The 17,495-nt window shown below is 65.4% G+C and carries 16 protein-coding genes and 1 pseudogene; 2 read left to right on the top strand and 15 right to left on the bottom strand.

Going from position 1 to position 17,495, the window contains the following annotated elements; all coding sequences use genetic code 11:
• Positions 1-144 precede the first annotated feature (144 nt).
• Complete coding sequence (locus ACZ41T_RS08255) at positions 145-1,587, top strand: GGDEF domain-containing protein (protein WP_464920924.1); 1,443 nt, start codon at positions 145-147, stop codon at positions 1,585-1,587.
• On the opposite strand, the gene lnt is transcribed toward ACZ41T_RS08255, so the two are convergent.
• The 6 genes from lnt to ACZ41T_RS08225 form a co-directional block, all read right to left on the bottom strand.
• Complete coding sequence (gene lnt, locus ACZ41T_RS08250) at positions 1,571-3,049, bottom strand: apolipoprotein N-acyltransferase (protein WP_464923945.1); 1,479 nt, start codon at positions 3,047-3,049, stop codon at positions 1,571-1,573. The two genes, ACZ41T_RS08255 and lnt, sit on opposite strands and share 17 nt — an antisense overlap.
• 59 nt (positions 3,050-3,108) lie before the next feature.
• On the bottom strand, positions 3,109-4,389 hold the full coding sequence (locus tag ACZ41T_RS08245; protein ID WP_464920923.1) for a dihydroorotase: 1,281 nt from the start codon (positions 4,387-4,389) through the stop codon (positions 3,109-3,111).
• 160 nt (positions 4,390-4,549) lie between these two features.
• Entirely contained in the window at positions 4,550-5,500 is a 951-nt protein-coding gene (locus ACZ41T_RS08240; RefSeq protein WP_464920922.1) for an aspartate carbamoyltransferase catalytic subunit, read from the bottom strand.
• 235 nt (positions 5,501-5,735) lie between these two features.
• A complete protein-coding gene (gene pyrR / locus ACZ41T_RS08235) occupies positions 5,736-6,230 on the bottom strand; it encodes a bifunctional pyr operon transcriptional regulator/uracil phosphoribosyltransferase PyrR (protein WP_464920921.1) in 495 nt (164 codons plus the stop codon).
• Positions 6,211-6,648, bottom strand: coding sequence for a Holliday junction resolvase RuvX (gene ruvX / locus ACZ41T_RS08230; RefSeq protein WP_464923944.1), 438 nt, complete (start codon positions 6,646-6,648; stop codon positions 6,211-6,213). The genes pyrR and ruvX overlap by 20 nt, the downstream gene beginning before the upstream one ends.
• Positions 6,649-6,650: 2 nt before the next feature.
• A complete protein-coding gene (locus tag ACZ41T_RS08225) occupies positions 6,651-7,208 on the bottom strand; it encodes a YqgE/AlgH family protein (RefSeq protein ID WP_464920920.1) in 558 nt (185 codons plus the stop codon).
• A 361-nt stretch (positions 7,209-7,569) separates the two neighbouring features.
• Here ACZ41T_RS08225 and ACZ41T_RS08220 point away from each other — a divergent pair, with 361 nt between their 5' ends.
• The gene (locus ACZ41T_RS08220; RefSeq protein WP_464920919.1) at positions 7,570-7,914 is read left to right on the top strand and encodes a hypothetical protein; all 345 of its coding nucleotides are present in this window, start codon (positions 7,570-7,572) and stop codon (positions 7,912-7,914) included.
• 85 nt (positions 7,915-7,999) lie between these two features.
• On the opposite strand, the pseudogene ACZ41T_RS08215 reads toward ACZ41T_RS08220, so the two are convergent.
• The 9 genes and pseudogenes from ACZ41T_RS08215 to trbE form a co-directional block, all read right to left on the bottom strand.
• A pseudogene (locus ACZ41T_RS08215) lies at positions 8,000-8,969 on the bottom strand (class 1 fructose-bisphosphatase).
• Between the two features lie 389 nt (positions 8,970-9,358).
• On the bottom strand, positions 9,359-9,553 hold the full coding sequence (locus ACZ41T_RS08210) for a DUF2274 domain-containing protein (protein ID WP_464920918.1): 195 nt from the start codon (positions 9,551-9,553) through the stop codon (positions 9,359-9,361).
• 47 nt (positions 9,554-9,600) lie between these two features.
• A complete protein-coding gene (locus ACZ41T_RS08205; RefSeq protein ID WP_023110633.1) occupies positions 9,601-10,872 on the bottom strand; it encodes a TraB/TrbI/VirB10 family type IV secretion system protein in 1,272 nt (423 codons plus the stop codon).
• A gap of 2 nt (positions 10,873-10,874) precedes the next feature.
• Entirely contained in the window at positions 10,875-11,867 is a 993-nt protein-coding gene (trbG, locus tag ACZ41T_RS08200; RefSeq protein ID WP_023110634.1) for a P-type conjugative transfer protein TrbG, read from the bottom strand.
• The gene (gene trbF / locus ACZ41T_RS08195; RefSeq protein WP_023110635.1) at positions 11,864-12,568 is read right to left on the bottom strand and encodes a conjugal transfer protein TrbF; all 705 of its coding nucleotides are present in this window, start codon (positions 12,566-12,568) and stop codon (positions 11,864-11,866) included. Before trbF ends, trbG begins: the two co-directional genes overlap by 4 nt.
• A 17-nt stretch (positions 12,569-12,585) precedes the next feature.
• Positions 12,586-13,962 carry a P-type conjugative transfer protein TrbL gene (gene trbL / locus ACZ41T_RS08190; protein WP_023110636.1) on the bottom strand — a complete coding sequence of 459 codons (1,377 nt, stop codon included), beginning with the start codon at positions 13,960-13,962 and terminating at the stop codon, positions 12,586-12,588.
• Complete coding sequence (locus ACZ41T_RS08185) at positions 13,959-14,291, bottom strand: hypothetical protein (protein ID WP_023110637.1); 333 nt, start codon at positions 14,289-14,291, stop codon at positions 13,959-13,961. The genes trbL and ACZ41T_RS08185 overlap by 4 nt, the downstream gene beginning before the upstream one ends.
• A 12-nt stretch (positions 14,292-14,303) precedes the next feature.
• The gene (gene trbJ, locus ACZ41T_RS08180) at positions 14,304-15,047 is read right to left on the bottom strand and encodes a P-type conjugative transfer protein TrbJ (RefSeq protein WP_023110638.1); all 744 of its coding nucleotides are present in this window, start codon (positions 15,045-15,047) and stop codon (positions 14,304-14,306) included.
• Positions 15,044-17,494, bottom strand: a complete 2,451-nt coding sequence (gene trbE, locus ACZ41T_RS08175) for a conjugal transfer protein TrbE (protein WP_023110639.1) — start codon at positions 17,492-17,494, stop codon at positions 15,044-15,046. The genes trbJ and trbE overlap by 4 nt, the downstream gene beginning before the upstream one ends.
• Position 17,495: the final 1 nt, after the last annotated feature.

Genomic DNA, 17,495 nt, shown 5'->3' with positions numbered 1-17,495 from the left:
CGACAGGCACCGCCTGCCGGGTGCGGTCACATTGGGGCATGGAATTTGCTGAGTACAGCGTTATGCGGCGGGCTTTTCGGGCGGGAATCGGGAGCCGGCCATTGCGGAGACAATAAATACAAGAGGCTTTCTGGCGTATACGTCATGCCCCATACATCGATTGTGCGGTTTGGTCTGATCCTGGCCACAGCCCTGGTGGTGCTGGCGGGGCTCGTCACGTCCGTGTTTTACCTGTCGCGGCCGCAGGTGCAGCCTGTGGCGGAAGATCTCGACAAGCCGGTGATGGCCACCCAGATCGAATTTCTGGCCGAGGCCATGCAGCGCAGCGCGGCGCAGATTGCCGCCCACCCGCAGACACTGGCATGTTTCGCCAGCGCCGCGCCGGAGGTGTGCCAGGCGCAGGCTGCCAATCTACATGCCTTGAACCAGGACGCGACCGTGCTGTTCGTCACCGATGGGCAGAACCAGCTGCTGCCCGGCTTTCTGCCGGGCGAAACGCGGCGCTTGATTGCCGGGTCCGGTCAGAAAGGCGCAGGCGCGGCCGCCACCTTCAGCTTGTCGCTGTCGTATCCGGTGGTGAATGCCGAAGGCAAGCGGCTGGGATTTGTCATTGTCGAGCAGAGCGTGCCGCAGCTGCAGGCGCTGTTCGACACACTGCCGCTGCCGGATGCCGCCGCCTACGCCGAGCTCCAGCAAAGCCAGGGCGATAGCGCGGTCAGCGTGTTGATGCGGCGCGGCAACCAGGCCATCAAGCGCAATGTCCATCCCACCCTGATTGCGCTGGCGGGCACGCCGTGGACGATAGCGGTGTGGCGTCACGACAAGCCCGCGATCGAGAACATCGCGCCCTATGCGATGGGCTGGCTGGTGGCGAGTCTGGCGATCGCGATTCTGGTGATGGGGATCATGCTGTCGGTGCGCAACCGGGTGACCGACAGCCTGCGCATGCTGGTGAAACTCACCAACGACCTGCGCCAGCAGCGACTGCGCGCCGAGTATCCGGTCAGCCTGGCGGAGTTCAAGCCGCCGCTTGAAACCATGCTGAAACTCGGTAAGGTGATGCTGGGGCGGCAGAAGGAGGCCACCTCGCAGGCGCGGATGGATCATTTGTCGCAGGTCAACAACCGCCGCAGTTTCGATGAAAAGCAAAAGGAGCTGTTCGCCAGTCTGAAAGACGGCTGGTCGCATAGTTTGCTGATTCTCGACATCGACAATTTCAAGCAGGTCAACGACACCTTCGGCCACGAAGCCGGCGATCAGCTCATCATCAAGTTCGGCGAGGCGCTGAAGGCCTGCCTGCGCAACAGCGACTTCATCGCCCGCCTGGGCGGCGACGAATTTTGCGTGCTGTTCCCCTTTACCCCGCTGGAACGGGCGCAAGAACTCGCCGAGCGCCTGCGCGCCAAAATGCCGGAAAGCGTGGAGCTGATTCCCGGGGTGACGCAGAAGCTGTCGTGGAGCGGCGGGCTGTCCGAATACAGCCGCGACGACAAGGGCGAAAACGAGGCGCTGGCGCGCGCCGATGCTGCCTTGCTGGAAGCCAAGCGCGGCGGCCGCAACGCCACACGGGTCAGGGCCGTCGCCTGAGCGCAGCCACCAGCAGGCCGGCCCCGAGCACCCCCCACAGCGCCAGCACCGGCGCATTGCCCCAGCGCACATAGGGCGTGCTGCCGGCATAGCCCTGGATTGTTCCGGACAGGCTACCTGCGGTGAAGGGCGGCAGGCTGGCCAGCACATGGCCTCGCGCATCGATGATTGCGGTGATGCCGGTATTGGTGGCGCGCAGCATCATGCGCCCGGTTTCCAGTGCGCGCATCTGCGACATCTGCGCGTGCTGCCAGGGCGCGAACGAATCGCCGAACCACGCCAGATTGCTGACGTTCACCAGCACGCTCGCCGCGGGCAGCTGGCGGATGATTTCCTCGCCGAAGGCATCCTCGTAACAGACATTGGCCGCCACCCGCTGGCCGCCGATGGCGAGCGGACGCTGGTCGACGGCGCCGCGCGCAAAATCCGTCAGCGGGATGTGCAATACTTCGATCACCCAGCCCCACACCGCCCTTAGCGGAATGTATTCGCCGAACGGCACCAAATGCACCTTGTGGTAACGCTGGCTGGGCGCAGCCCCGAGGCTGATGACGCTGTTGTAGTAGGCGCCTGCGAGCGACCCGGTCGGCACCCCGGTCAGCACATCGCCGCCGTTTTTCCGGCCGAGCGACGCCAGGCCGGCGCGATAGGAATCGGGGAGATCGGCTTCGAACAGCGGCAGCGCGGTTTCCGGCAGCACGATCAGTTGCGCGGGCGAGGCCGTGGCCATGCGTGCATAGCTTTCCAGCGTGGCCTGGGCCTTTTCCAGCTGCCATTTCAGGTCCTGCGGGATGTTGCCCTGCAGCAGCGCGACCGTTGTCGGCGCGCCGTCCGGCGTCGTCCAGGCGACGCCGCGCAGGGCCTGGCCGCCGACCCCCAGCGCCACGATCGCCACCACGGCCCAGGCGCGCTGTGCCAGCCGGCCGCGCGTCGTCACGCTCCATGCCAGCAGGGCTGCGATCTGCGCCAGCAGGAACGACACGCCATACACGCCGACCAGCGGCGCATAACCGGCCAGCGGACTCGCAGGTACCTGCGAATAGCCCGCCACCAGCCACGGGAAGCCGGTGAAAAGCCAGCCGCGCACCCACTCCGTCACCCCCCACGCAAGCGGCATCAACAGCAGTAGACGCAATGCAGGCGAGGCTGGCCAGCGCGCCTGCAGCGCACCAGCCGCGGCCGGAAACAGCGCCAGCACGGCGCAGAACAGGAAGGTTGCAAGCGCTGCCTGCCACGCCGCCATGCCGCCATACACCGACAGGCTGACAAACACCCAGCTCACCCCGGTAATAAAGAAGCCGAGTCCCCAGGTCAGGCCGACGATAAAGCCGGTGCGTATCGAGGCGGTGCGCGCCAGCAGCGCGAACAGCGCCGCCAGGCTCAACACCGGCAAGGGCCAGAAATTGAAGGGGGCGAAGCCGGCGACCGCCAGCACGCCGGCGCCCAGGCTGATCGGCAGCATTGGAACGGGCAGATAACGCATGGCTGGCAGCTTGCCCGCCATGGATGGCAATGCGGGGCTCAATGCGGGGCTTCGAAGTCGATGTGGCCGTCGATCAGCGTGTAGCACACCCGGCCCTGCATCGGCAGGTTGCGGAAGGGCGTGTTGTTGCCCTGGCTGGCCAGCGTTTTGGGGGTGACGACCCATTCGGCATTTTCGTCAAAAATGCATATATCGGCGCAGCTGCCGACCGACAGGTTGCCGCCCGGCACGCCCAGGATCTGCGCCGGCTTCCACGAAATCAGGTCGATCGCCCGCAGCAGCGGCACGCCCATCTCGCGCGCCCATTTCAGGGTCAGCGGCAGCAGCAGTTCGACCCCGGAGGCGCCGGGCGCCGATTCGCCGAACGGAACTTGTTTCACGTCATCGTCGACCGGGGTGTGGTCGGAGCACAGCGCGTCGATGGAACCGTCACGCAGCGCCTCGCGAATGGCATCGCGGTCGCGCAGGCTCCTCAGCGGCGGCACCAGATGGAGGTGCGAGTCGAAGCTGATGAGGTCGTTTTCCGACAGGTGAACGTGGGTAGCGGCGACATCGCAGGTGATCGCCAGCCCCTGCGCCTTGGCGGTGCGCACCATCGCAATGCCCTCGTAGGTCGACAGGCGCGCCACATGCACGCGGGCGCCGGTCTCGCGCGCCAGCTGCAGGATGGTTGCCAGCGCCACCGTCTCGGCCAGCGCCGGAATGCCGGGCAGGCCGAGGCGCGAGGCGACGGCGCCGTCGTGCGCGATGCCGCCGTGCGCCAGCGATGCATCCTGCGGCCGCAGCCACAGGCTGAAGCCGAAGGTGGAGGCGTATTCCATCGCACGCAGCAACACCAGGCTGCTGGTCGGCTGGGCATCGGCCTGGGTGAAGGCGCGGCAGCCCGCCTCGGTCAGTTCGGCCATTTCGGTCAGCATTTTGCCTTCGAGCTTCTGCGTCATCGCACCGATCGGATAGACGCGCGGGCCGGGCAGGTTTTTGGCACGAAATTTCAGCATTTCGACCAGACCCGGCTCGTCCAGCGGCGGGTCGGTATCGGGCGGGCAGGCCAGAGAGGTGATGCCACCGGCTGCGGCGGCGAGCATTTCGGACTCCAGCGTGGCGCGGTACTCGAAGCCGGGTTCGCGCAGCCGCACCGACAGGTCGACCAGGCCGGGACAGACGACGAGGCCGGTTGCATCGAGGGTGCGGTTGGCGTGGAAATCGGCGGGCACGTGGCCGTTGCCGACGATCTTGCCCGCCGCCACGAACACGTCGGCGACTTCGTCGCGCGCGTTCATCGGGTCGATCACGCGGCCGTTTTTGATATGGATTTTCATGAAACGAACCCTGGATGAACCACAGAGACACTGAGATATGCCGCGCAGGGGCGGTATCCCTTGGGACACAGAGAAAAACGGCAAAGGTTCCGGTTTTGTCCACGGTGGTTCATTGTTTTATCGGAGTTCTCCGTGTCTCTGCGTCTCGGTGGTGAAATTTTCATGTTGTCGTTCCCGCCAGCATCGCCATCACCGCCATCCGCACCGCAATGCCGTAGGTCACCTGCGGCAGGATCACCGACTGTGGGCCGTCAGCCACTTCGGAGGCGATTTCCACGCCGCGGTTCATCGGGCCAGGGTGCATGACAATGGCATCCGGTTTGGCGAGCGCGAGCTTTTCCGGCGTCAGGCCGAAGAACTTGAAGTATTCCTGCGAGGACGGTAGCCGCGCGCCCTTCATGCGCTCGCTTTGCAGGCGCAGCATGATGACCACGTCGCAGCCGGCAAGCCCGGCTTCCATGTCGTGGAACACCCTGACGCCCATCTTTTCGACCCCGCTGGGGAGCAGCGTTTTCGGTCCGATCACGCGCACCTCCGGCACCCCGAGCGTGGTCAGCGCGTGGATCTGCGAGCGTGCCACCCGCGAATGCAGCACGTCGCCGACGATGGCCACGGTGAGATTGTGGAACTCGCCCTTGAAGCGGCGGATGGTGAACATGTCGAGCAGGCCCTGCGTCGGATGCGCGTGGCGGCCGTCGCCGGCGTTGACCACCGAGATGTGGGGCGCCACGTGGTGTGCGATGAAGTGCGCCGCTCCCGACTGTCCGTGGCGCACGATGAACATGTCGGCGTGCATCGCGGCGAGGTTGTCGACGGTGTCGAGGATCGCCTCGCCCTTGGTCTGGCTGGAGGTGGCGATATTGAGGTTGACGACGTCGGCGGACAGCCGCTTGGCGGCGATCTCGAAGGTGGTGCGGGTGCGCGTCGACGGCTCGAAAAACAGGTTGAAGATCGACTTGCCGCGCAGCAGCGGGACCTTTTTCACCTCACGCTCGCCGACGTCCATGAAGGATTCTGCGGTGTCGAGGATCTGCGTCAGGATCGCGCGCGGCAAGCCGTCGAGGGTGAGCAGGTGGCGCAGCCTGCCATCTTCGGTGAGTTGCAGGTTCATCCTAGAAACCGCAGTTGGACGCGCCCGATGGTGCGTCTGGGCGGGTGGCTGCCGCGAAGCGAGGAGGCGGCAGGCCGGGGCCTGCAACGACGAGCGACAAAGGCAGGCGCACGACCAGGCGTGCCAGCGGGTGCGTAGCGGACCCAGCCGAAAGGTGAACATGATCGAAGGCAGAAAAGCCAATATCCATGTGGGACTCCTTGAGGTTATAAGCGGTCAACTGCGGTTTTTAGGATCACGCTAGAGAAAGGGTCAGGTGGCCGTCGTCCAGCCGCGAAAGATTGATGTTCTGGTGGTCGGAAACGGAGAGCGTGAGGCCGGCAAAGTCGGGCCGGATCGGCAGCTCGCGGCCGCCGCGGTCGACCAGCACCGCCAGCCGGATCGAGGCCGGACGGCCGTAATCGAACAGCTCGTTCATCGCCGCGCGCACCGTGCGCCCGCTGTGCAGCACGTCGTCGACCAGCAGGATGTCGCGACCTTCGAGGTCGAACGGCAGGTTGGACGGCTTCACCTGCGGGTGCAGGCCGATACGCGAAAAATCGTCGCGGTAGAACGAGATGTCGAGCGTGCCGAGCGGCAGCTTGCAGCCGAGCAGCGCGTGCAGCCGCTCGGCCACCCAAACCCCGCCGGTGTGGATGCCGACGATGACGGTATCCGGCGTGAGGGTGGGCGCGATGGCGTCGGCCAGTCGCGCAATCAGGGGGTCGACGTCAGGCAATGAGGCGTGCATCAAAAAATCCTTGCAGTATCAGTTGGGCGGCGACGGCATCCAGTAGCGCCTTGTTCTTCTTGCCGTGGATGCCGCGTTCATGCAATTCGGATTCGGCCGCCGTGCTGGTGTGGCGCTCGTCCACCAGAAACACCGGCAGATTGAAACGCGATTCCAGTTTGCGCGCGAAATTTCTGGCCACCCGCGTCATTTCGTGCTCGCCGCCGTCGGCGTGGGTGGGCAGGCCCAGCACCAGCAGCACCGGCTGCCATTCGGCGATCAGCCCGGCGATGGCGGCGAGCCGCGCATCGGTGGACTCGGCCTGGATGACGCTGAGCGGGTGCGCCACGCCGATCGACAGATCGCCCGAAGCGACGCCGGTGCGTTTGAGGCCGAGGTCGAAGGCCAGCACCGTGCCGTGGGTGTCTGAATGGTTCAGGTTCAAGCGTGCCCGGCTTCTTCGGACAGGCTGGCAAAGTCGATGCCGAGGCGCTTCATCGCGGCAGGCAGACGTTCTTCGGGCACCAGGTCGAAAATCACCAGCGGGTCGGCGGCCACCGACAGCCAGGCGTTCTGTTTGATTTCCTCTTCCAGCTGGCCGGCGCCCCAACCCGCGTAGCCCAGCGACACCATGAACTTTTGCGGCCCCGCATCCTGGCTCACGGCTTCGAGCACATCCTTCGAGGTGGTGAGGCTGATCACGTCGTTGACGGTAAGGGTGGAGCTGAAGGTCTGCGGCGGCGTGTGCAGCACAAAACCGCGTTCGGTTTGCACCGGGCCGCCAAAATAAACGACGTTCCGGTGCAGGCGTTCGGGCAGGGACAGGCCGATCTGCTCGAACAGCGTCGACAAGTCCAGATCGATCGGCCGGTTGACCACCACCCCCAGCGCACCCTGCTCGCTGTGGTCGCAGATATAGGTCAGCGTGCCATTGAAATTGGGATCGACCATGCCCGGCATGGCGATCAGAAAATTGTGGGTGAGATTGACGGTATCCATGATTGTCCTCCCATTGTAATCTGCTCAATTCAAGCAAGCATTCCTTTTTGCGCCCTGTCCCTAACACTATAGCGACCAGAACCCACGATGCCTGAATACACCCGCGCCCTGGTCTGGTTTCGCCGCGATCTGCGCGACTTCGACCACGCTGCGCTCTATCACGCACGTAAACCCGGATTGTTCATTAGGGCGAGATGCTTTGGGTAGGGTGCACGCCGTGCACCTTCGGGTGTCAACCGGTGCACAGAGTGCACCCTACGCGCCCTAATGAACAATCCGGGTTAAACGTTCACGGCAGGCGTCGCAGCCTGCGTTAAAGTAGCGTTTGCGGTTCCACGCCGCATCCAGACAAGGAGGTTTCATGGCGGCATGGTTGATTCCCGCGGTAAAGGCGATCCTACCTTTCATCAGTCCGATCGTTTCATCGGCGCTGCCGGTTTTTACCACGCGCAAAAGCGACGAGGCGGCCGCAGCCCAGAACAGCGTCCTGCAGCAGCAGATCACCGAGCTGCAGTCGGCGGCCTCGCAGAATGCGCGGCACGTCAAGGAACTGGCCGAGCAGTTGCAGAAAACGGTGACCGCGCTCGAGCAGGGCGCGGCAGTCGCTGAATTGCGCTTCAGGCAGACCGCCGTATGGTGCGGGGTGGCCGTCGTGCTGTCGCTTGTGGCCATCGGCCTGTCGGTGACGGTGTTGTTCTTGCGTTAGCCTGACGGTACAACGATACGGCCACCCAGATAAATAAAGGCCGGGCAATTGCCCGGCTTTTTCGCTGTCCGCTTGAAACGACTGCTTACGCGGCCTTTTCGTGGTGGTAGCCGGCACGGTGTCCACTTCGGTCCTGGAGCCGAGAATCACCGGCACGCGCTGGTGCAGGCCTTTGGGGGCCAGATCGAGGATGCGCTCGCGCCCGGTGGTGGCGGTACCGCCAGCCTGCTCGACGATGAAGGCCATCGGGTTGGCCTCATACGGCAGGCGCAGTTTGCCGGCCTTGGCGGGATCCTTGGTGTCCTTGGGATACATGAAAATGCCGCCGCGGGTGAGGATGCGATGCACTTCGGCGACCATCGAGGCGACCCGGCGCACGTTGAAATCTTTGCCGCGCGGACCGGTCTTGCCGGCCAGACACTCGTCGACGTAGCGCTGCACCGGCTTTTCCCAGAAACGCATGTTGGAGGCGTTGATCGCAAACTCGCGGGTTTCGGTGGGGATACGCATGTTGGGGTGGGTCAGCACGAATTCACCGACATCGCGGTCGAGCGTGAAGCCGTTGGTGCCATGGCCGAAGGTCGGCACCAGCATGGTCGAGGAACCGTAGATCGCATAGCCGGCACACACCTGTTTGGTGCCGGGCTGCAGGAAATCCCCGGTTTTGGCAGCGCGACCGGCAACCGGGGCCTTCAGGATCGAGAAAATGGTGCCGACCGAAATATCGACATCGACGTTGGACGAGCCGTCGAGCGGATCGAACACCAGCAGGTATTTGCCGAGCGGATACTGGCCGGGGATCGAATACGCCTCATCCATTTCCTCGGACGCCATGCCGGCCAGGTGGTCCGCCCATTCGTTGGAGCGGATCATGATGTCGTTGGTGATGACGTCGAGCTTCTTCTGCGTTTCGCCCTGAACGTTCTCGGAATCCAGCGAGCCCATTACACCCAGCAGCGCGCCTTTGTTGACGACATTGGAAATCGCCGGTGGCGCCGGCGGTGTGACGCTGTTCTTCAATGATGAACTGGGTAAGGCGTGGTGCCGATATGCATGACAATCCCCCGGAACGGGAAAAATAAAATATTAGAATAGTCGAATATTCTATCGCCAGACTAAGACATCAAATCTTTCCAGCCGGTGGGGGATAGACTTCACGGGGCATAAAAAATGTCCGCTGTCAAGTCTTTGGCGCAGGGATGCATCGGCGCGAAAGGTCTTATGGGGCAACAGGTTAGGCCAGATTTCGGCCATCGCGTACGCTTGTCTCTTTTCGAGCTAGGTGCCGGATAGGCGCTTCGCGGCGGCAAACCCAGGGGCGGCACAGCGGGCAAGGTCGCATCGTCATCATAGCCCTAGCGTGTCACAAACCACCTCTCAAAGCGAAAGCGCAGCCCTCGGGCTGCGCTTTCATCGTGCGCGTATGGCGGATGCGTCTGCATCGTCAACCAGGCTTAGGGGCTGCGGCCTTGCCCACACTTCCCTTCCTGAATCCTCGATCCCCCGCCATAAAGGCTTCGAGCATGTGCGGGATCAGCGTGGCCGCATCAACCGCTTCGCCATACGCCTGCGCGTGCAGCGCGGCGTAGGCATCGAGGTCGGCTTTCAGGCTGGCCGGGCAGGAGAAGGTCAGCTTCATGACTTCATGGCGAGGCAGAGGGCCAAGCCGCAATTTCCTGGTCGTGCTCATCGTGAAGTTCCCTTGTTGAAAAAGAGCGGCTGATAGGCACGCAACACCAGATCGCGCGCCACGATGATCCGCACCGGCAAGCCGGGCCGGCTGGTCAAGGTCGGCTGGATGTTGAGGTTGCGCCGGGTCATCTCCTGGCCGACCTGATTGATGCTGTCCTGCGCGCTGTCGCGCCCGGCGATGATGATGCGATCGCCGTCCTGCCGGTTCTCCGGCGCGGCCAGCTCGGCGCCGATGCCTAGCAGCGTGGTCAGCGCCGCGCCGGCAAAGATGCGATCCCAATGCCAATCCACATCGTCTTCCAGGCCGGCATAGCCGGCCGGGTCGGTGCCGGCCAGGTTGTCGAGCGTGAGCGATGACGTGTCCGGCAGGATGATCCGGTTCCACACCACCTGCACCCGGCTCTGCCCGTAGCTGACCTGGCTGTTGTAGCGGCCCAAAATGCGCGAACCCTGCGGGATCAGCAGGAAGCGCCCGGTCGCCGTGTCATAGACCGGCTCCGTCACCGTGGCGATCACGTCGCCCGGCAAGTCCGACTTGATGCCGGTTACCAAGGCACCTGCGATCACCGTTCCGGCCATGACCTGGTACGGCGAAGCCGGCAGGGTCAGGTTGCCGGAATTGCGGGTTTCCGTAGAACCACCTTTCAGAAAAGCCTCTTTCTGGTCTTGCCGGTTCTGCACGGCGGTCGGGTCGGCAGGCAGGGCCGCCGTCGAAGCCGGCCCTGCGGCCATCGGGTCGAAGGCCGCATTGGCGGCGAAGCCCGGCGCGGCGGCGACCTGCGACTGCGCGACCGGCGCAGCCGCCTGCGCACCCGAACGGAAGAACACGGACGAAGCCGCGGCCGCTTCGGCTTCCTTGCGCAGCGCGTCGTTCGGATCGTGGCCGGGGGCCGCATAGGCGGCCGTCACCGGCTGCTGCGACTTCACGATGGCCGGGCCGAGATCGCCCGGCAGCGGCGGCCCCAATTCGGGAACGGCGGGCGGCAGCTTCGAGTAATCCGCCGGCAGCGCATCCAGCCCTTCCGACTTCGAGACGCGATCGACGTTGTAAAGCTCGGCCTGCTCGCTGGCTCCGCGCCTCTGCGGTTGCAGCGACCACATCAGCGCGCCGAGCACGGCGACCGCGAGGCCGCCGGCAAGGATGGCCAGGGTGCGCCGGTTCAGGCGCGTGACCGGGCGCGGCTGCGCGCGCAGCGCCACCGCCTCGGGCGCGATCTTGTCCGCCGCCTGCGGCGTGGCGAGGTCGGGAGTGTCGTCCTGGCTCATGGTCAGTTCCTCCGCGCCACGCCATCGGTGCGCTCGATGCGTACCACGTCGCCGCCATCGCCGCCCAGGCGCAGTTCAGCCGCGCCGAACAGCCGATCCACGATGTAGTACGGCGAGCGGAAGCGGTAGTTCACCAGTTGCCCGTCGCCCTGCGCACCAATGACGAATAAGGGCGGCAATTCGCCTTGCGCGATGCCGGGCGGGAACTGGATATAGACCTTCTCGCCGTCGTCGAAGGCGCGCAGCGGCTTCCACGGCGGATTGCTACCGCTGACCGCGTAGCGGAAACGGATCTTCTCCAGCGACAAGCCAGTATCGACCGGCGCGGCGGCGCTGGCCGCCTGCGACTGGCGCTGCAAGGCCAGCATCCGGTCTTTCGGATAGTCCCAGGACACCGAGGCCATCCACGCCTTTTCCGTCGAGGTCAGTTCCAGCAGGTAGGTGCGTCGGCTGGTGGTGATGACCAGATTGGTTTTCAGGCCCGAGCGGATGGGCTTGACCAGCACATTGACGCGCAGCGCTTCGCCGCTGCCGCTGGACGTATCGCCCACGATCCAGCGCACGGTATCGCCAGCGGCGACCGTCATCAGTTCCTCGCCGGGCTGCAAGGAAACCACGGTCACGCGCCCCGGCGCGGCATAGACCTGATAGAGCGCGCCGTCCGTGAAGGGCCACACCTGAATCGCATTGACGTAGCCCTCGCGGGTCGGCGCGATGCGCGCCTCGGCGTTGGCGCGCGAAACGCGCACCTTCTCGTCGGCTGGCTCCGGCGCAGCCGGGGCCATATCGACCTCCGGCAGCGGCTTCAACTGCGCGGGCAGCGCCAGCGGCTCGGGGACGGCCACGACTTCGACCGGCTTGGGCGGCTCGGGCAGCGGTTGCGCCTGCACCGGCCCATCGAGCGAAATGACCGGAGGCGGCTTGCCCTGCGAGGCGCAGCCCGCAAGGGCAAGCAGGATCGACGGCAAAGCGTAAAAGCGGAAAGGCAGGTTCATGGCTTGGCTCCTTCGGAAGAATCCAGTTCGCGGCTCCACGCCAGGCCATTGACGTAGATGCCCAAGGGATTGCGGCGCAGGCGTTCTTCGGTGCGCGGGGTTTGCAGGACGATGGACACCACGGCCGTCCACCGCTCCAGCCCGGCGGCCGCGCCGTTGACATAGCGGCGTTCCGTCCAGCGCACGTTGAATGACGTGTCGCTTGCGCGGACGACACTGGTGATCTGCACCGTCACCGACTCCTTGCCGATGCGCGCGAACGGGTCATTGGTGCGGGCGTAATCGTTGAGCGCGGCCGCGCCTTTGTCGGTCGTGTAGTCGTAGGCGTCGAGCCAGTTCTGCCGCACGACGATGGGATCGACGGACAGCGAGCGAACCATCGTCACAAAGCGCGCCAAGTGGTGTGCGATCTGCGCATCGCCTGGCCGGTACGGCGTGGCGGCTTCGCCTACGGCGCGCACCTGGCCGGCTTCATCCACCTCGATGACATAGGGCGTGACGATGGACTGCGCCGAGCGCCACACCAGGCCACCGGCCATCAGCAGTGCCAGCACTAGACAACCGAACGCCATGAGACGCCAGTTCTTCGCCTGTACGCGGGCCGAGCCGATACGGTCGTCCCAAACTTGGGCGGCGGATTGGTATGGGGTGGCAGGCTGCGGCGTGTCGGCATAGCGCACCTGCGGTCGCTTGAATCGCATGGGTTTCTCCTTGAAGGTCAGGTATCGGAATCGCGCAGGCTCGGGCCTTGCCCGGAGCCGCCGCCGTCGCCCCCGCGAAGCGTGTGGGCGGCGGTGGTCGCGGCATGGGTGATTTGCTGGCGGCGGTGCATCCGCTTGGCCCAGGCGGGTTGTTCCTGCTTGGGCGAGCCGGCAGCACCGTCTGCTGCTTCGCCAGCGGCGGCCTGGCCTGCGCCAGCAGCGCCAGCGCCTGTGCCGTTCCAGCCGGCGCGGAATGAATCGGCCACCTTCTGCCCGGCAGCGGAAGCGCCAGACGCGGCGCGGCGGCCCGCCGCCTGTGCGCCCGTCTTGGCGACATTGCCTAGGCCAGCCGCTGCACCCCTGGCCCCGCCGCCAGCAGCGGCGGAACCGGCCTGGAACGCCGAGCGGGCGCTACCAGCCGCCGAGGTCGCGGCACGCGCACCCGCGCCGGCCAGCTTGGCGGCGGCCGGGGCCATGCGCGCTCCAGCCATGACCGCGCCGCCCACGCCAGTAGCGGCGGCGCCGATGGCAACACCCGTGCCGACAGCACCAACCGCCGCGCCGGCCATCGCGCCCGCGCCGAGTTGCGGCGCACCGGACACGAGGCCCGTGGCGATGCCGGGGCCGAAGATGCCGAGCGCCAGCAAGGCGAGCGAGGCCAGCATCACGACCAGCGCGTGGTCGATGGATGGCTCGTCGGGGTGAACCTGGAACTCCGTGAACAGGCCCGATCCGATGCCGACGATGACGGCCAGCACCAAGACCTTGATGCCTGACGACACCACGTTGCCGAGTACCTTTTCCGCCAGGAAGCTCGTCTTGTTCCAAAGCGCAAACGGGATCAGGACGAAGCCGGCCAGCGTCGTCAGCTTGAACTCGATCAGCGTGATGAAAAGCTGTACCGCGAGCACGAAGAAGCACAGGATCACCACCAGCCAGGCGAGGAACATCACCACGATGGGGTCGATGTTCACGAACACCTCGGGGAAGCCCGCCATGTCGCCGATCTGTTCCAAGATCGGCGCACCCGCGTCGATGCCGGTCTTTGCCAGTCGCCCCGGCTGAAGAAAGTTCTCCATCGTGATGGCCGAGCCGGTGGCAGTGATGCCCAAACCGGCGAACGAGCGGAACACGATGCTTGCCAGCCAGTTGAAGTTGCCGATGATGTAGGCGAAGGCGCCGACGTAGAGCACCTTGCGAACCAGTTTGGCGATCACGTCCTCGCCTTGGCCAGTCGCATGGCTCATGGCCCAGTACAGTCCCGCGATGGTCATGTCGATGACGATGAGCGTGGCCGTCAGGAACGCCACCTCGCCTTGCAGCAGTCCGAAACCGGAGTCGATGTAGCGCGAGAATGTATCGAGGAACTTGTCGATGATGGTCACGTCATTCATGGCGTGTCCTCCGTAGCGGCGAGCGGCGCATCACCAGCGTCATCGGTGGGCGTGTCGAAGCTCGCCGGGATCGGTGGCAGGTCGGCCAGCGAGCCGTATTCGTCCGGCCCGGTGTGGCCGGCGAAGAAGCGCCGCCGGAAGGCGTCGGCGGCGGCGCGGCAAGCGTCTTCGCCCACGGCCTGCCGGTCGGCCGCGCATTGCGCGCGTAGCGCCTTGAGCCGCACGGCATCGGCGGCCAAGGTCGCGGCCAGGTGTTCGGCCGGTTGCTGGCCGCACGCGGTCAGCAGCACGGCCAGCAACGAAACCGGCAGGACGTGAACGCATCGCATGGCCGCCTCCTGTCAGTTGTTGTAGAAGTTGACGGACTGCGGCGTGTACGGCGTGCCGGTGCCGAGGAAGCGCCGCCGCACTTCGCGGGCGCGCTCGGTGGCCGCCGCCTGCCGCGCCAGTTCCAGCGAGGCCGCCCGGTCTTGCGTGATCTGGAGCTGCTGGGCCTGGATGGACTGCTTGGCCTGCAAGGCGAGAAGCTGGTTCGTCGCCTGCATGGCTTGCAGCGCGCCGGTGGCCGACTGGCTCTGGCTCACGAGGTCGGCCAGTGCGCTTTCGTCTTGGGCCAGGTTCTGCGACACCTGCGCCTGCATCCGCATCGCGGTGTGCAGGCCGTTCAAGGTGTTCTTCCAACGCTCTTGCGCGTCGCGTAGCATCTGGTCGCCGCTCACCGTCGCTGCGTACTGCTCCGGGTACAGCCGGGCGAAGGTGGCATCCATGCTCTGCACGTCGTAGGCCAGGCCGCGTGCCTCGGTGATCAGGCGCTCGGTAGTCGCCAGTGTCGAGCGCAGGCGATTGACGATGTTGAAGTCGAGATTCGCTAAGTTGCGCGCTTGGTTCATCAACATCTGCGCTTCGTTCTGGAGCTGATTAATCTGGTTGTTGATCTGCTCCAGTGTGCGCACGGCGGTCAGCGTGTTCTGCACGAAGTTGGACGGGTCGAACACCGTCAGTGCGGATGCAGGCTGTGAGGCCAACAGCGACACCGACAGCACGGTGGCGAGCGAGGCAGACAGCAAACGGTGCTTGGTATTCATGGTGAAACCTCCAGTGGTGGGGAGTTGAGGAAAGAAGCCGCCGCCGGTGAGGACGGCAGCAGGTCGGCGGCCCAATCGAGGCCGCGATGGCGCAGCCACGCGCCGGCGAAGCCGGGAGCGCCGGCCTGCGTCAGCACGCGGTCGATGTCGCGTTGGTCTTGTGGTGTAGATGCGCCCGCAAAAGCGAGCGCGGCCGGCCCCAGGTCGAGGTCGAACAGGCGATTGCCCAGGCGCGATTGGTAGTAGTAATCGCGCTTGGGCTGCGCGGTAGCGACGATCTCGATTTGCCGACTGTTGAGGCCGAAGCCCTCGTAGATCGTGCGAATCTGAGGCTCTGTCGCCTGAGGGTTAGGGAGAAAAATCCGACTGGCGCAGCTTTCGATGATCGCGGGCGCGATGGTCGAGTCCTTGATGTCGGCCAGCGATTGCGTGGCGAAGATCACCGACACGTTTTTCTTGCGCAGCGTCTTGAGCCATTGCCGGATGCGCGCCGCGAAAGACGGCTCATCGAGGAACAACCAGGCTTCATCGAGGATCAGCAGCGTGGGCGCACCGTCGAAGCGCTCATCGAAGCGGGCGAACAGGTAGCGCAGCACCGCTTGCACGGCGGCGGGGCTGTGCATCAGTTCTTCCATCTCGAAGCCCTGCACGGCGGCCATGCCCAGCCGGTCGCGGTCGGCGTCCAGCAGCTTGCCGTGCGCGCCACCCAGTACATACGGCGACAGAGCCTGCCGCAGCGCGTTGGATTGCAGCAGCACGGAAAACCCGGTCAGCGTGCGTTGCTCCACCGGCGCACCGGCCAGGCTCCCCAGCGCCGACCAGATCGCCGCCTTCTCGTCCGGGCCGACGGTGACGCCTTCATGCAGAAGACGGCCTTCCACCCATTCGGCCGCCCAGGTGCGGTAGCCCTCGCCGTCGATGCGGGCGAGCGGCTGGAAGGCAATGCCGCCATCGGCTCCGAGATCGTAGTGCTCGCCGCCCAAGCCGAGAATGGTGGCTCGCATCGAGCGCCCCATGTCGAATGCGAAGATGCGCGAGCCGAAGTAGCGGCGGAACTGCATCGCCAAAATGGCGAGCAGTACCGACTTGCCCATGCCGGTCGGGCCAGCGACCAGCGTGTGGCCCACGTCGCCGATGTGCGTCACCAGCCGGAACGGCGTCGCGCCATCGGTGCGGGTGACGATCAGCGGCGGGCCGCCCAGGTGGTCGTTCTTCTCCGGCCCGGCCCATACCGCCGACAGCGGCATCATGTGCGCCAGGTTCAGCGTCGAGACGATGGGCTGGCGCACATTCGCATAGGCATTGCCGGGAATGGACGACAGCCAGGCATCGACCGCGTTCAAGGTTTCGGGGATGGTGACGAAGCCCCGGCCCTGGATGACGCGCTCCACCATGCGCAGCTTTTCATCGGCAGCGGCCGGGTCGGCGTCGAGCACCGTCACCGTGGCGGTGAGGTAGCCGAAGGCGACTTGATCGCTGCCCAGCTCCTGCAAGGCGGCATCGGCATCGGCCGCTTTGTTGCTGGCGTCGGTATCGACCAGCGGGCTTTCCTGCTGGAAGATGGTTTCGCGCAGCAGCGCCACCACGTTCTTGCGCTTGGCGAACCACTGGCGGCGCAGGCGGCCCAACTCCTTTTCCGCCTCGGCTTTGTCCATGCAGACAAAGCGCGTACTCCAGCGGTAGCCAAAGCCCAGGCGGTTGAGGTCGTCCAGCAGGCCCGGCCAGGTGGAAGTCGGAAAGCCCCGTACCGACACCACCCGCAGGTGCTGGTCGCCCAGCGTCGGCGCGAGGCCGCCGACCAGAGCGGAATCGGCCAGCAGCGCGTCGATATGGAACGGCACTTCCGGCACGCTCACGCGGTAGCGCCGCGTGGACACCGTGGCGTGCAGGTAGGTCAGCGTTTCAGCGTCATCGAGCCAGGCGATTTCCGGCATCACACCATCGAGCAGGTCAAAGACCCGATCCGTTTCCGCCACGAAGGCATCGAGCCGGCCGCGCCAGTCCACGCCGTCGCTGGGCGTGTTCTCGTAAAGTAGCTTGGCGGCGCGGGCGCGGGATTCCTCCGGCGGCAGGTAGGCCAGCGTCAGGTGATAGCCGCTCTCGAAGTGATGGCCCGATTCCTCGAACGCGGCACGGCGTTCTTCCTCCACCAGCCACGACAGTGGTTCGGGGAAGTCGGAACGCGGATAGTCGGCGGCGGGACGGCGCTCGGCCTCGATGAACAGTGCCCAGCCCGAACCCAGCCTGCGAAGCGCGTTGTTGAGCCGGGCCGAGGTGGCGATCAGTTCGCCTTGCGTGGCGCTGTCCAAGTCCGGTCCGCGAAAGCGCGCCGTGCGCTGGAAAGCGCCATCCTTGTTCAAGATGACGCCCGGCGCGATCAGCCCGGCCCAGGGAAGCCAGTCGGCCAGCAGCGCGGGCCGCTGGCGGTATTCGGCAAGGTTCAGCATG

Source organism: Thiobacillus thiophilus (assembly GCF_055378705.1).
The sequence above is the reverse complement of the archived record's forward strand: the minus strand, read 5'-3'. Positions and strand labels throughout refer to the sequence as shown.